The sequence below is a fragment of the Streptomyces sp. CB01373 genome (assembly GCF_002803075.1).
Taxonomy (GTDB): Bacteria; Actinomycetota; Actinomycetes; order Streptomycetales; family Streptomycetaceae; genus Streptomyces.
The window spans coordinates 269,139-282,447 of record NZ_NNBK01000011.1 but is presented as its reverse complement, the minus strand read 5'-3'; the positions used below and the strand labels follow the sequence as shown (position 1 = coordinate 282,447).

At 70.6% G+C, this 13,309-nt stretch carries 15 protein-coding genes; 10 read left to right on the top strand and 5 right to left on the bottom strand.

What is annotated here, in order from left to right; translation table 11 throughout:
• Nucleotides 1-121: 121 nt before the first annotated feature.
• On the bottom strand, nucleotides 122-1,741 hold the full coding sequence (locus CG719_RS19160) for a beta-N-acetylhexosaminidase (RefSeq protein ID WP_100569868.1): 1,620 nt from the start codon (nucleotides 1,739-1,741) through the stop codon (nucleotides 122-124).
• 96 nt (nucleotides 1,742-1,837) lie between these two features.
• Here CG719_RS19160 and CG719_RS19155 point away from each other — a divergent pair, with 96 nt between their 5' ends.
• The 5 genes from CG719_RS19155 (at nucleotide 1,838) to CG719_RS19135 (ending at nucleotide 5,983) form a co-directional block, all read left to right on the top strand.
• A complete protein-coding gene (locus tag CG719_RS19155) occupies nucleotides 1,838-2,428 on the top strand; it encodes a 2-oxo-4-hydroxy-4-carboxy-5-ureidoimidazoline decarboxylase (protein WP_100569867.1) in 591 nt (196 codons plus the stop codon).
• A 148-nt stretch (nucleotides 2,429-2,576) separates the two neighbouring features.
• A complete protein-coding gene (sdhC, locus tag CG719_RS19150) occupies nucleotides 2,577-2,957 on the top strand; it encodes a succinate dehydrogenase, cytochrome b556 subunit (protein WP_100569866.1) in 381 nt (126 codons plus the stop codon).
• 5 nt (nucleotides 2,958-2,962) lie between these two features.
• Nucleotides 2,963-3,442, top strand: a complete 480-nt coding sequence (locus CG719_RS19145) for a succinate dehydrogenase hydrophobic membrane anchor subunit (RefSeq protein WP_100569865.1) — start codon at nucleotides 2,963-2,965, stop codon at nucleotides 3,440-3,442.
• 25 nt (nucleotides 3,443-3,467) lie between these two features.
• Nucleotides 3,468-5,222 (top strand): succinate dehydrogenase flavoprotein subunit, encoded by a 1,755-nt coding sequence (gene sdhA, locus CG719_RS19140; protein ID WP_100569864.1) that lies wholly within the window; start codon nucleotides 3,468-3,470, stop codon nucleotides 5,220-5,222.
• On the top strand, nucleotides 5,222-5,983 hold the full coding sequence (locus CG719_RS19135; protein ID WP_100569863.1) for a succinate dehydrogenase iron-sulfur subunit: 762 nt from the start codon (nucleotides 5,222-5,224) through the stop codon (nucleotides 5,981-5,983). The genes sdhA and CG719_RS19135 overlap by 1 nt, the downstream gene beginning before the upstream one ends.
• Nucleotides 5,984-6,076: 93 nt before the next feature.
• Here CG719_RS19135 and CG719_RS19130 read toward each other — a convergent pair whose 3' ends face one another.
• From CG719_RS19130 to CG719_RS19120, 3 genes are all read right to left on the bottom strand, one after another.
• On the bottom strand, nucleotides 6,077-6,340 hold the full coding sequence (locus tag CG719_RS19130; protein WP_100569862.1) for a TM2 domain-containing protein: 264 nt from the start codon (nucleotides 6,338-6,340) through the stop codon (nucleotides 6,077-6,079).
• A 253-nt stretch (nucleotides 6,341-6,593) separates the two neighbouring features.
• Nucleotides 6,594-7,007, bottom strand: a complete 414-nt coding sequence (locus CG719_RS19125) for a DUF2752 domain-containing protein (protein WP_234375643.1) — start codon at nucleotides 7,005-7,007, stop codon at nucleotides 6,594-6,596.
• Nucleotides 7,000-7,464 carry a TM2 domain-containing protein gene (locus CG719_RS19120; RefSeq protein ID WP_100569861.1) on the bottom strand — a complete coding sequence of 155 codons (465 nt, stop codon included), beginning with the start codon at nucleotides 7,462-7,464 and terminating at the stop codon, nucleotides 7,000-7,002. Before CG719_RS19120 ends, CG719_RS19125 begins: the two co-directional genes overlap by 8 nt.
• A 231-nt stretch (nucleotides 7,465-7,695) precedes the next feature.
• On the opposite strand from CG719_RS19120, the gene CG719_RS19115 reads away from it, so the two are divergent.
• From CG719_RS19115 to CG719_RS19095, 5 genes are all read left to right on the top strand, one after another.
• Nucleotides 7,696-8,103: a VOC family protein gene (locus tag CG719_RS19115; RefSeq protein ID WP_100569860.1), complete on the top strand. Its 408-nt coding sequence runs from the start codon at nucleotides 7,696-7,698 to the stop codon at nucleotides 8,101-8,103.
• Nucleotides 8,104-8,204: 101 nt separating this feature from the next.
• Nucleotides 8,205-8,612: a hypothetical protein gene (locus tag CG719_RS19110; RefSeq protein ID WP_100569859.1), complete on the top strand. Its 408-nt coding sequence runs from the start codon at nucleotides 8,205-8,207 to the stop codon at nucleotides 8,610-8,612.
• Between the two features lie 40 nt (nucleotides 8,613-8,652).
• Nucleotides 8,653-9,111 carry a thiol-disulfide oxidoreductase DCC family protein gene (locus tag CG719_RS19105; protein WP_100569858.1) on the top strand — a complete coding sequence of 153 codons (459 nt, stop codon included), beginning with the start codon at nucleotides 8,653-8,655 and terminating at the stop codon, nucleotides 9,109-9,111.
• A 234-nt stretch (nucleotides 9,112-9,345) separates the two neighbouring features.
• Nucleotides 9,346-10,104 carry a TetR/AcrR family transcriptional regulator gene (locus CG719_RS19100; RefSeq protein ID WP_234375642.1) on the top strand — a complete coding sequence of 253 codons (759 nt, stop codon included), beginning with the start codon at nucleotides 9,346-9,348 and terminating at the stop codon, nucleotides 10,102-10,104.
• 90 nt (nucleotides 10,105-10,194) lie between these two features.
• On the top strand, nucleotides 10,195-10,812 hold the full coding sequence (locus CG719_RS19095; RefSeq protein ID WP_100569857.1) for a Uma2 family endonuclease: 618 nt from the start codon (nucleotides 10,195-10,197) through the stop codon (nucleotides 10,810-10,812).
• On the opposite strand, the gene CG719_RS19090 is transcribed toward CG719_RS19095, so the two are convergent.
• Complete coding sequence (locus CG719_RS19090) at nucleotides 10,805-13,216, bottom strand: MMPL family transporter (protein ID WP_100569856.1); 2,412 nt, start codon at nucleotides 13,214-13,216, stop codon at nucleotides 10,805-10,807. The two genes, CG719_RS19095 and CG719_RS19090, sit on opposite strands and share 8 nt — an antisense overlap.
• Nucleotides 13,217-13,309: the final 93 nt, after the last annotated feature.

Sequence of the window (13,309 nt, the reverse complement as noted above, 5' to 3'; positions counted from 1 at the left end):
ACGGAGTCGAGCGAGTTGGCATAAGAAAGGTTTCGGCCAATGCGCGAGACGGAAGGCCGGCGCGCGGGAAACGGGACCGGGCCACGGTCGGCGCGGGGCCGGCGTTTTCCCTGACCCGGCGTCAACCCAGCTTGTCGGCAAGCTCCTTGAACTCCGACCAGGACATCTCCGGTTTCCGCGCGTCCCACAGCTTCTGGACGGTCGCCCGCAGCGGCATCCGGATACCGGCCGCCACCTGATCCTGGGTCTGGGAGTTCGCCAGGTCGCACCACACGGCGAACGAGCCGCCGAGTATCTGCGCGTCGTACCGGGCGGGCACCGCCTCGGTGCCGCGCAGCACACGCGGGTTCCACTGCTCGTAGATCCGCCGGCCGTCCGGGTAGACGAAGGTCTGCGGCTCGCCGAGGACGTAGTAGAGGAACTCGTCGTTGTAGTTGAGCACCTTGCGTCCGGCGTCGAGGTACTCGGCCGGCCGGCGGGCGCCGTACTCCTTGCCCGTCCAGTAGGCGACCTCGATGTCCCGGGCGGGCGCCACCGACGAGCTGCGGAAGAAGCCGTCGTTCCAGGCGCGCGGCGCGCGGTCGTGTTCGCGGACGGCGGCGGCGCGGTCGTTCAGCCAGCCCGTCGTCAGGTCGGCCACGTTGCCGCCGGAGCCGTGGGCCTTGCGCGCGGCGGCGGCCAGCTGCGGGTAGGCCGCCTGGGGGTCGCGCGCGGTCAGCGCCTGGTACTCGTCGCCGCCGAGGTGCCAGAAGCCGCCGGGGAAGAGGCCCGCGTACTCGTCGAGCAGGTCGTCGACGATCGCGGCCGACCGGGGCTCGGAGATGTCGATGGCGCCGCGCGTCGCCACGCCCTGTCCGTTGCGCAGCTGCGTTTCGGGGTGGGCGGCGATCACCGCGCTGAGGTGGCCGGGCGAGTCGATCTCGGGGACGACGGTGATGTGCCGGCTCGCGGCCAGGTCGACCATCCGCTTGACCTGGGCCTTGGTCAGGTGGTCCGGGGAGACGATCTCCGGGTGCGTGCCGGACTCGATGCGGAAGCCCTGGTCGTCGGAGAAGTGCAGGCCGAGCTCGTTGAACTTCAGGTCGCCGAGCTCCCGTATGCGGTCCTCCAGCCAGGCGGCCGTGAACGGCTTGCGGGCGATGTCCAGCATGAAACCGCGCCGCGGCTTGGCCGGCGCGTCCTCCACGACCCCCTCGGGGGCCGTGCCGCCGCCGTGCACCTCCTGCTTCAGGGTGCGGGTGCCGTAGAAGACCCCCGCGTCGGCCGGTCCGCTGATGAGCACGCGGCCGTCGCGCACGGTCATGGTGTACGACTCGGGATTGCCGCCCGTGCCGCCCTTGCCCAGCGCCAGCCGCAGGTCCCCCGGGCGGTCGTCGTCGCGCCGGCCGGCGTAGGCCAGACCGAGTTCGCCCGCGATCAGCTTGCCCTCGTCGGCGAGTGACTCGTCGCTCACCACGACCCGGGAGCCGGACTCCGGGCGCCAGCCGGGGCCGTGGGCCGCGGTGTGGGAGCGCACGGCGGGGATGGTCCGCGGCGCCTGCGACAGCGGGTAGCTGCGGGTGGGGCCGGGAGTCGCCGGACCGGAGGACGCGTCCGAGCCGTCCGACGGGGAGCCGTCGCCCCCGAAGGACCACGCGGCCACTCCCACGCCCAGGACGACAACGGTGACCAATGTGCCCACGACGGCGGCCCGCGTGCGTCGCGGCTTGCGTGCCGGAGCCCGGCGCCTGTGCTTGCTCACGCGGCCAACCTAACGGCCCATGACCACCGCACGTGTCCACCGCACGTTCTCAAACTCTCCCGTCCGAGTGAAATTCAGTCACCCGTCGAACACGTCATGAGCACACCCGATAACGTACGGCACATCTCTCACGGATTTCCCCCGGCCGGCGTCCCCGCCGACACCCTGCCGACCTCCCAAGCAGACCTAGGACCCACGCTGCCCGCGCAGACCCTGGAGCGCTTCAACACCGCCCCCGCCGCCGAGGCCCACAGGACCCTCCTGACCTGCCTGCACAGCCCCCGCTGGGCCCACCGCGTCGCCGTCCACCGCCCGTATCCGGACCTGCCGTCCCTGCTGGCCGCGGCGGACGAGGCGACGTACGACCTGGGCCCCGAGGAGCTGGCCGGGGCACTGGCGGAAGAACCCCTGCCCAAGCTGCCCGCCCACACGTACGCGGCCGCCTCCACGGCCCTGAGCGCCGCCTACGCCGCCTATGAGGCGAGATTCGGCCACACCTTCGTCATCTGCCTGGACGGCATCGCCCCGGACGAGGCCCTGGACCGGGTCCTGCCGGCGATCCGGTCACGGCTGACCAACGATCCGGAGGACGAGCGCGTCGTCGCCCGCGAGGAGCTGCGGGGGCTCGCGCACGGGCGGCTGCGGGGCCTGCTGGGCGCCGCCACTGAGCCGTCCGTGCACCTTTGAGAGCGAGTTCGATCACACGGGCGGACCCCCCGTAAGGCCCCCGTCAGCGCCTCGGTACGATACTGGGGGCCGGTGGACCGTACCCGGCCGGGCCCGACCGACAGTGAAGCCGGCGCGGCCCTAGTCCCCGCTCCCGGAGGGTTCTTCCGTGCCGGCTGGAACGCTGTACCGCGGCCGGGAAGGAATGTGGTCCTGGGTGGCTCACCGAGTCACCGGCGTCCTCATCTTCTTCTTCCTGTTCGTCCATGTGCTGGACACCGCACTCGTGCGTGTGTCTCCCGAGGCCTACGACAAGGTCGTGGCCACCTACAAGACGCCGATCGTCGCCCTGCTCGAATACGGGCTGGTCGCCGCCATCCTCTTCCACGCTCTCAACGGCCTGCGTGTCATCGCCGTCGACTTCTGGGCCAAGGGCGCCCGGTACCAGAAGCAGATGCTGTGGACCGTGGTCGGCGTCTGGGTCCTGCTCATGATCGGGGCGATCTACCCCGTCCTCGGCCACGCCGCTCGTGCAGTATTCGGGAGCTGACGCACATGTCCACTGAAACCACCGCTTCCGGCATCGGCCCGGTCGAGGGCGGCTCCGTCTACGGCGTGGACAACCCCGCCCCCCTCATCGAGGCCCCGCGTCAGCGCACCCGGAAGACCCCGAAGTCGACCCGCGGCAACTTCGAGATGTACGGCTGGCTGTTCATGCGGCTGTCCGGCATCGTCCTGGTCGTCCTCGTCATCGGCCACCTGCTGATCCAGCTCGTCCTGGACGGCGGCGTCTCCAAGATCGGCTTCGCCTTCGTGGCGGGCCGCTGGGCCTCCCCCTGGTGGCAGGTCTGGGACCTGCTCATGCTGTGGCTGGCGATGCTGCACGGCTGCAACGGCCTACGCACGGTCATCAACGACTACGCGGAGCGCGCGAACACGCGCCTGTGGCTGAAGGGTCTGCTGTACACCGCCACGGTGTGGACCATCCTGCTGGGCACGCTGGTGATCTTCACCTTCGACCCGAACATCCGCTAGGCCCCGGGACCGAGGTATTTTCCTGATGAAGATCCACAAGTACGACACCGTCATCGTCGGCGCCGGTGGCGCCGGTATGCGGGCCGCCATCGAGGCGACCAAGCGCAGCCGCACCGCGGTCCTGACCAAGCTCTACCCGACCCGCTCCCACACGGGCGCCGCGCAGGGCGGCATGGCCGCCGCGCTGGCGAACGTGGAGGAGGACAACTGGGAGTGGCACACCTTCGACACGGTCAAGGGCGGTGACTACCTGGTCGACCAGGACGCCGCCGAGATCCTGGCGAAGGAGGCCATCGACTCCGTCCTCGACCTGGAGAAGATGGGCCTGCCGTTCAACCGGACGCCCAACGGGACGATCGACCAGCGGCGCTTCGGCGGGCACTCCCGCAACCACGGCGAGGCCCCGGTCCGCCGCTCCTGCTACGCGGCCGACCGCACCGGCCACATGATCCTCCAGACGCTGTACCAGAACTGCGTCAAGGAGGGCGTGGAGTTCTTCAACGAGTTCTACGTCCTGGACCAGCTGCTCACCGAGGTCGACGGCGTCAAGAAGTCGGCCGGCGTGGTGGCCTACGAGCTGGCGACCGGCGAGATCCACGTCTTCCAGGCGAAGTCCGTGATCTACGCCTCCGGCGGCACCGGCAAGTTCTTCAAGGTGACGTCGAACGCGCACACCCTGACCGGCGACGGCCAGGCCGCCGTCTACCGGCGCGGGCTGCCGCTGGAGGACATGGAGTTCTTCCAGTTCCACCCGACCGGCATCTGGCGCATGGGCATCCTGCTCACGGAGGGCGCCCGCGGTGAGGGCGGCATCCTGCGCAACAAGGACGGCGAGCGCTTCATGGAGAAGTACGCGCCGGTCATGAAGGACCTCGCCTCCCGCGACGTCGTCTCCCGCTCCATCTACACGGAGATCCGCGAGGGCCGCGGCTGCGGTCCCGAGGGCGACCACGTCTACCTGGACCTGACCCACCTGCCGCCGGAGCAGCTCGACGCCAAGCTGCCGGACATCACCGAGTTCGCGCGGACCTACCTGGGCATCGAGCCGTACACCGACCCGATCCCGATCCAGCCGACCGCGCACTACGCCATGGGCGGCATCCCGACCAACGTCCAGGGCGAGGTGCTCTCGGACAACAGCACGGTCGTGCCGGGCCTGTACGCGGCCGGTGAGGTCGCCTGCGTGTCCGTGCACGGCGCCAACCGCCTGGGCACCAACTCGCTGCTGGACATCAACGTGTTCGGCAAGCGGGCCGGCATCGCCGCCGCGGAGTACGCCGAGAAGGCCGACTTCGTGGAGCTGCCGGAGGACCCCGAGTCCCTCGTGGTCGAGCAGATCGAGCGGCTGCGGACCTCCACCGGCACCGAGCGGGTGGCGAACATCCGCCGGGAGCTGCAGGAGACCATGGACGCCAACGTCATGGTGTTCCGCACCGAGCAGACGATCAAGACGGCGGTCGAGAAGATCGCCGAGCTCCGGGAGCGCTACAAGAACGTGGCGATCCAGGACAAGGGCAAGCGGTTCAACACGGACCTCCTGGAGGCCGTCGAGCTGGGCAACCTGCTGGACCTGGCCGAGGTCATGGCGGTCTCCGCCCTGGCCCGCAAGGAGTCCCGCGGCGGTCACTACCGCGAGGACTACCCCAACCGCGACGACGTCAACTTCATGCGCCACACCATGGCGTACCGCGAGGTCGGCGCCGACGGGTCCGAAACCGTCCGTCTCGACTACAAGCCGGTCGTCCAGACCCGCTACCAGCCGATGGAGCGTAAGTACTGATGGCAACCCCCGTTCTGGACAAGGTGGAGGCGGAGTCCGCCGCCTCCCCCTACATCACCGTCACTTTCCGCGTCCGCCGGTTCAACCCGGAGGTCTCGGCCGAGGCGACCTGGGAAGACTTCCAGCTGGAGATCGACCCCAAGGAGCGCGTCCTCGACGGTCTGCACAAGATCAAGTGGGAACTCGACGGCACGCTGACCTTCCGTCGGTCCTGCGCGCACGGCATCTGCGGCTCGGACGCCATGCGGATCAACGGCAAGAACCGTCTGGCCTGCAAGACGCTGATCAAGGACATCAACCCCGAGAAGCCGATCACGGTCGAGCCCATCAAGGGCCTCACGGTCCTGAAGGACCTGGTCGTGGACATGGAGCCGTTCTTCCAGGCGTACCGGGACGTCATGCCGTTCCTGGTCACCAAGGAGACCAACGAGCCGACGCGGGAGCGCCTGCAGTCCGCGGAGGACCGGGCCCGCTTCGACGACACAACGAAGTGCATCCTGTGCGCGGCCTGCACCTCGTCCTGCCCGGTCTTCTGGAACGACGGCCAGTACTTCGGCCCGGCGGCCATCGTCAACGCCCACCGGTTCATCTTCGACAGCCGTGACGAGGCCGGTGAGCAGCGCCTGGAGATCCTCAACGACAAGGACGGCGTCTGGCGCTGCCGCACCACCTTCAACTGCACCGACGCCTGCCCGCGTGGCATCGAGGTGACGAAGGCGATCGCGGAGGTGAAGCGGGCGCTGATCACGCGCCGCTTCTGACCTTCCTTCGCACGCGACGCCGAGGGCCCCGTTCCGTCCGGAACGGGGCCCTCGGCGTGCTGTGCCCGGCGTCGTCGCCGGATGCGCGGACGGTCAGCCGCGCAGGACGCGACCCTGCGAGTCCGTGCGGTCGTTGCTCGTGAAGAAGAGGATGGCGTCGATCAGGGCCCAGAAGCCCAGACCGCCGCAGGTCAGCAGCTGGGCGATGCCCACACCCACGGAGCCGACGTAGAAGCGGCCGATGCCCAGGCCTCCGAGGAAGAGCTGGAGGATGCCGGCGACGATCTTCGACTTGTCGGAGTACGGGCGGCCCTGCGGGTCGTAGCCGTAGGGGGCGTCAGGGGTGGGGACAGTCATGGCTGGTGCTCCTGGGGAGTGGTGACAACAACCGGAGTGGGAATCTCCGGTGCCAGGGAGCCCGACTGCCCGGTCACCCGGCCCCCGTGCGCGACTGCGTGAGCGTCGACGCGCGTCGACCGGATGCGGCCGTCCCCCCTGCGCCCTGGGAGCATAAAGATCCTGTAGGGCGGCACGGGAGGGGGTTCGAAGGAAAGTTCCCGTTCCGTGATCAAATGCGGCCATCTTGGAAGCATTTGAGTCCGAAACGGCTCTAGACGATGTTGCGGACCACTGTCCACGCCACCGCCACCAGCAGCACCGCCGCCTGCGTCCGGGTGCTGAGCCGGGGGTGCCAGCGGCGCCCGCGCAGCCCCTCCAGGGCCCAGGTGCCGAGCATCGCCAGCGCGAACGGTGCGGCGAGCAGCAGCATCCTGTTGTCCAGCCAGGCCTGGGTGAAGCGGCCGTGCATCAGGTCGTACACCATGCGCGTGCCGCCGCAGGCGGGGCAGAGCAGCCCGGTGACGTACCGGAAGGGGCACTGGGGCAGCAGGTGACCGGGCTGGTGCGGGTCGGTGACGTAGAGGTACGCGGCGCCCGTCACCCCGGCGCAGAGCACCGCGAGCGGAGCCGCGGCCGGATGCCGCAGCAGCCGGCCGCGCACCGCGCCGGGCACCGTGTCAGCCACGCAGGACCCGGCCGTCGGAGTCGGTGTTGTCGTTGCCCGTCAGCAGCATGATGCCGTCGATCAGGGACCAGATGCCGAAGCCGCCGCAGGTGAGGAGCTGGGCGATGCCGATCCCGACGTGGCCCATGTAGAAGCGGCCGATGCCGAGGGTGCCCAGGCTGAGCTGAAGGACACCGGCGACGATCTTCGACTTGTCGGAGTAGGGGCGGCCGTAGGGGTCGTAGCCGTAGGGGGCGTTGGGGTCGTACTGCATCCCCGGGGGCGGCGGGTAACCACCGGGGGGCGCGTAGCCTCCGGGAGGCGGGTAGCCGCCCGGAGGCGGGGGGTACGCGCCTGGGGGCGGGTAGCCACCGGGAGGGGGCGGGTACGCGCCGGGGGGCGGCGGGTAGGCGCCGGGCTGCTGGTTGGGATATCCGTATCCCGGGGCCTGGTTGGGCTGCTGCGGCTGCTCGGACACGGTGGCTCCACTCATCGACTGCCTGCGAACTGACGGTCATATTGCAGGAAGACCGGCCGAAGCGAAACATCGGGGGTGCCGCCCGGCGCCCGGCCGTCCGGCGCCCGGCCGTCCGGCACTCCGACCTTCCGATCCTCCGGCCCTCCGGCCCTCCGGCCCGAACGAGTGACCCGGCGCCCGCATCGCGCTCGGCCTCCCGGTCCCGCCGGATCGCCCACCTAATCTGATGGCATGTCAGATGACGAGTCGTACGAGCTGCTCGGGTTCGACAACGTGCTGCTGCCCGTCGGGGATCTGAGCGAGGCCGTGGGGTTCTACGAGCGGGCCGGGTTCGCGGTGGCGTTCCACCTCCAGGAGGCCGGCATCGCACTGCTGAAGGCCGGGGGCGAGACACCGGGGATCCTGCTGCGCGAGGAGGAGTTCGGGCACCGTCCGCCGCCGTGGCCCTCGCCGCGGGTGTGGCTGGAGGTGCCGGACGCGCGGGCGGCGGCGCGCGCCCTCATGAGGGCCGGGATCGACCTGCTCGACGAGCCCTTCGCCGTGGCGACCGGCTGGACCGTCGAGATCGCCGACCCCTGGGGCAACGTCCTCGGCTTCACCGACTACGGCAAGCGGCCCGAGCTGGGCCGCAGGCCGTAGGCGGAACCCCTCTGCGCCGAGGGTGTTGAACGCGTTCAAAAACAGGTCTAGAGTCTCTCACGCCAGCGTTTTGAACGCGTTCAAAAGAAGGGGTGGGGGGCATGGACCGCACGGTCATCGCCTACGTCATCTATCTGCTCGTCAGCATCGGCCTGACCGTCTGGGTGGCCCGCACGCTCAGCAGCAACGGGCGGATCTTCCTCGCCGACGTGCTGCACGGCGACGACAGGCTCGCCGACGCCGTCAACCACCTGCTGGTGGTCGGCTTCTACCTCGTGAACCTCGGCTTCGTCGCGCTGTACCTGAGCGGCGACCAGCGCATCGACGACACTCGCGGCATCTTCGAGGCGCTGTCGACGAAACTCGGCGTGGTGCTGCTGGTGCTCGGCGCGATGCACCTGGGCAACGTGTACGTGCTCAACCGGATTCGCCGCCGCGGGGTGCTGGAGCGCGAGCAGGTGCCGCCGGTCGCGCCGCAGGACTGGGCCGCCCCCTCGGCCGGGGCGTGAGCGCGATGCCGGCCGCCGCCGGCCGGGACCGGACGCCTCGGTGGGCGTCCCGGTCCGCGGGCTCACCGTCCTGTACGACGCCGAGTGCGCGCTGTGCGCGTCCGTGCGCGACTGGCTCGTCAGGCAGCCGCAGTTGGTGCCCCTGGAACTGGTCCCGGCCGGCTCCGAGCAGGCCGCACGGCGTTTCCCGACCCTCGACCACGGCGCCACCCTGGACGAGGTCACGGTCGTCGGCGACTCGGGCCAGGTCTACCGGGGCGCCGCCGCCTGGATCGTCGTCCTGTGGGCGCTGCGCGAGCACCGGCCGCTCGCCCACCGGCTCAGCACCCCGGCGGGCGCACGGCTCGCCCGGGGCGCGGTGCTGGCCGCCGCCAAGTGGCGCGGCGGGCAGTGGGGCGGGGCCGCGTACCGGCGCGGGGACGGGTGGTCCTACGACCCCCGCCTCGGCTGGACCTACGACCCACCCGGCTGCGACGGCGGCGCGTGCGCCACTGGCTAGTGCTGTGGCCGGGAAGGTTCGCCGGGAAGCTCGCGGCGTCCGGTGCTGGGGGCACCTCCCACGCCCTTCGGGCAGTGGGGGAGCATCGCAAGGCGGAGCATCGCCCGCGTACTGGATGTACTCGGGTGATGCGACAACGCGGCTGGGGGTCCCCCCTGCTCGAAGAGCTTGGGGGAGCCGTGCCGGGCGTCGTGAGCCGGTGAACCTTTACGGTCGCAGCACTAGGCTCTGTGCGTGCCCCCGAAGAACGACTACGACGACGGCCCCGGTGAGGGCGTGCCCGCCAGCAAGTCCGAGCAGACCCGCGCGCTCATCCTGGAGACGGCCATGCGGCTGTTCCAGGAGCGCGGCTACGACAAGACGACCATGCGGGCCATCGCCAAGGAGGCCGGGGTCTCCGTCGGCAACGCGTACTACTACTTCGAGGGCAAGGAACACCTGATCCAGGGGTTCTACGACCGGATCGCCGCCGAGCACCGGGAGGCGGTCCGGGAGGTCCTGGCCCGGGAGAGCGACCTGGAGGCACGGCTGGCGGGCGTGCTCACGGCGTGGCTGGACATCGCCACGCCGTACCACGAGTTCGCGGTGCAGTTCTTCAAGAACGCCGCCGACCCCGACAGCCCGCTCAGCCCCTTCTCCGCCGAGTCGGAGCACGCGCGCGCGGAGGCCATCGACATCCACAAGGAGCTGCTGTACGGCGCGCGGACCAAGGTCCCGGCGGACCTGCGGGAGGTGCTGCCCGAGCTGATGTGGCTCTCCCAGATGGGGCTCGTCCTGTACTGGATCTTCGACCGCACGGAGGGCCGCGAACGCAGCTACCGGCTGGCCGAACGAGGCGCCCGGCTCACCGCCCGCGGAGTGTCCCTGGCCCGCTTCCGCGTCCTGCGCCCCCTGGTGCACGAGGTGCACGACCTGTTCAAGGACTTCCTGCCGGGCATGACGAGGATGATGCCGGATCCGGCGAGCAGGGGCCGGAACACTTCGGTCGAGTGATCACGTCCGGGTGAACGGGCGCGGAGGGGACACCCGGCGCGCGGCCTGCCTACGATGATGCTCTCGACACCAGCCCCCAGGAGGCACGTGATGTCCGCAGCATCCGTCGAGCAGCCCTTCGACCACGACCGGCCGTTCTCGCTCACGGCCATCGCCGACGAGATCATGGAGCGCCATCCGGGCTACCGCGTCGAGATCATCGGAGGCCACCTCCTCGTGACCCCATCACCGGATGCTCCCCATGCCCGTGCCCTGACGAAGCTGATGCGCCCCTTCATCGCCGCAGGACTCGACGACGACGAGACCGAGGTCCTTCAGAACGTCGGGCTCCGGCTGCCCACCGGTGCAGAGGACTACGCGATCCCCGACCTCGCTGTGGTGGACGCCGACATCGACGAGCACTTCGTCGAGAACAACGCGTACGACCCGGTCTGCTTCCGTCTCGTGCTGGAAGTGACCTCCAGCAACTGGAAGGACGACCTGAGGACCAAGGTCGCCGCCTACGCGGAGGCGAAAGTCCCCGTGTACCTCGTCGTCGACCGCAAACACCAGCGCCTTCACGTCCTGGCGGAGCCGGCCGAGGGTAAGTACGAGTACCACCGCCCCCACGCCCCCGGCGAGCTCGTCACCCTGCCCGACTCCATCGGCGCCAAGGTCACCCTCGACGTGACCGAGGTCCTCAAGGCCGGGCAGAAGAAGGCTACTTGACCGCGTCCACCTCCCCCTCCGCGAGTTCCACGTCGTACACCAGCGGCCCGTCCTCCACCACGACATGCCGCGCCCGCGAGCCGTACTGCGCCGCCGTGGCCGCCAGCAGGTAGGTGTCCGGGGCCGGGACCGCGACGATGTACGAGCCGTCGGCCAGGGACGTCACGCGGTCCAGTTGGCGTCCGCCCTTGGACAGCAGGGTCACGGCCGCGCCGTGGACCGGCTCGCCCTCCTCGGTGCGGATGAAGCCGTGGATCACGGAAGCGGGGCCCGGACGCGGCACCGGTGCCTCCTCGGGCTCCTCCGCCGGCTCCACCGCCAGATGCGGCAGACGGCGTTCCAGCCAGGCCGGCAACCACCAGTTGGCCCGGCCGAACAGATGCATCGCCGCCGGCACCAGCGCGGTCCGCAGCACGAACGCGTCCAGCGCGACCGCCGCCGCGAGGCCCACACCCGCCATCGCCGCGCCCTGGTTCCCGCTCAGGACGAAGGCGAGGAAGACGCAGACCTTGATCAGGGCCGCGGAGTTGATGACCCGGCTGGTCTCCGCGAGGCCCACCCGGACCGCGCGGGCGTTGTCCCGCGTGTGCACCCACTCCTCGTGCATCCGGCTCACCAGGAAGACCTGGTAGTCCATCGACAGGCCGAACAGCAGGGACAGCATGATGACCGGCAGGAACGCCTGGATCGGGCCCTCCTTGCCGAGGCCCAGCAACTCAAGGCCCCAGCCCCACTGGTAGATCGCCACCAGGACGCCGAACGACGCGGCGGCGGCGACCAGGTTCATCACGGCCGCCGTCAACGGCACCAGCAGCGACCGGAAGGCGACCAGCAGGAGCAGGAAGCCGAGACCGACGATGGTCGCGACGAAGTACGGCAGCCGGTCGCCCGTGACGGACGCGAAGTCCTTCGAGACCGCCGTGACACCGCCGACGTGCGCCCGCACGCCGGCCCCGGGGATCACCTCGTCGCGCAGGGTGTCGATGAGCCGGTCCGTCTGCTCGGACTGCGGCGAGGTGGTCGGGACGACCTGGATGACGGTGACGCCGTGCGCGGGCGGCAGCGCTGCCACCCGGGCCACCCCGCGGGTCCCGGCGATGCCCTTGACCAGCGCGGTGGTGTCACCGCCGGCCGAGACCACCTGGAGCGGCCCGTTGAAGCCCGGTCCGAAGCCCTCGGCCAGCAGGTCGTACGCCCTGCGGGTCGTCGTCGAGGCGTCGTCGTTGCCCTGGTCCGTGGCACCCAGCCGCAGCGACAGCACCGGCAGCGCGAGAAGGACCATGACGACCAGCGCGAGGCCCGCGATCCAGGCGGGACGCCTCTGCACCGTGCCCGACCAGCGGGCCGCGAGCGAGCTGGCCCGCTCCTCCCGCGCGGGGCCCTCGGCCGCGAGCCGCCGACGCTGGCGCCGGCTGAGCACCCGCGGCCCGAGGAAGCCGAGCAGCGCGGGCAGCAGCGTGACGGCCGCGAGCACGCTCAGCACCACCGTGAGCGAGGTACCGATGACCACACCGTCCAGGAAGCGCAGGTTCGTCACCAGCATCCCGGCGAGCGCGATGCACACCGTGCCGCCCGCGAACAGCACCGCACGGCCCGAGGTGTTGAGGGCGACCGCCGCCGACTCCTCCGGTTCCAGACCGCGCAGCAGGCCCCGCCGGTGCCGGGTGACGATGAACAGCGCGTAGTCGATGCCGACCCCGAGGCCGATCAGCGAGGCCAGCAGCGGCGCGATGTCGGGAACGTCCGTGACATGGCTGATCAACTGGGTGGAGAACAGGCCGATTCCGACGCCGAAGACCGCCACTGCGATCGGCAGGAGCATCGCGAAGAGCGAGCCGAAGGCGAGGAACAGCACGAGCGCCGCCGCCGCGAGGCCGACCAGCTCGGACAGGCCCGTGGGCGGCCCCTGGATCCGGGTGATCGCCTGACCGCCCAACTCGACCCGCAGACCGCTTTGTTCGGCTGCCCGCGCGGTGTCGACCACATCCTGCACGAGCTGCTTGGGCACCTCGTTCGCCCGCTGGGTGAAGGTGAGCTGCGCGTACGCGATCGTCCCGTCCCGGCTGATCTGCGTCGCGCCCCGGGCGCCTGCGTAGGGGCTGCTGACCGCGCCGACCCCCGGCATCCGGCCGATCTCCTCCAGGGCGGGCTCGATCCGGGCGCGCACCGACGCGTCCCGGACCGATCCGCTGTCGACCTTCCACACCACCGTGTCGGTGTCGCCCGCGGCCTTCGGGAACGCCTTCTCCATCAGGTCGAACGCGGACTTGGAGTCCGTGTCCGGCAGGGAGAAGACGTTCGCGTAGGCCGTCCCCCCGGCGGACGCCCCCGCGCCCGCCCCGATCAGCGCCACCACCCACAGCAGCAGGACCAGCAGCCGGTGCCGGTAGCACCACCGCGCCAATGTCGTCACTCTCTCCGCTCCTTCATCCGGGTCCCCCGGGTCCTGGACACCAGCATCCGCAGCGGCGGGCGCGGACGGGCACCTGCGGCCACG